The 488-nt window shown below is 77.0% G+C and carries 1 protein-coding gene; it reads left to right on the plus strand.

Translation table 11 applies throughout. The features are described 5' to 3' along the window. Positions 1-2 precede the first annotated feature (2 nt). Positions 3-488, plus strand: a 486-nt coding sequence (locus ACOV8S_RS20015; protein WP_448319160.1) for an EamA family transporter, incomplete at its 3' end; no start/stop codon positions are given.

Below are 488 nucleotides of genomic sequence, written 5' to 3' on the forward strand. Positions count from 1 at the left end.
GCCTGACCGTGGCGGCCACCGGGCTGGCCCAGGTGTTCTGGGGCGGGACCTATGTGGTGACGACCGAGTTCCTGCCGCCCGACCGCCCGCTGTTCACGGCGCTGATGCGGGCGCTGCCCGCCGGGCTCCTGCTGCTGGCGGTCACCCGCGTGCTGCCGCGCGGCGACTGGTGGTGGCGCGCGGCGGTCCTGGGGGCGCTGAACATCGGGGCCTTCTTCCCCCTGCTGTTCCTCGCCGCCTACCGGATGCCGGGCGGGATGGCCGCGGTCGCCGGTTCGGTGGGGCCGCTGCTGGTGGCCGGGCTGGGGGCGGTGCTGCTGTCCGAACGGGTGCGGGCCCGGACCGTGGTGACGGGCCTGGCGGCGGTGGCCGGGGTGGCGCTGGTGATGGCGCCGGGCATCGGCACGGTCGACGCGGTCGGGATGGCCGCGGCGTTCGGGTCGGCGGGGGCGATGTCGCTCGGCACGGTCCTGGGCAAGCGGTGGGGG

Source organism: Streptomyces sp. CO7, from assembly GCF_053474865.1.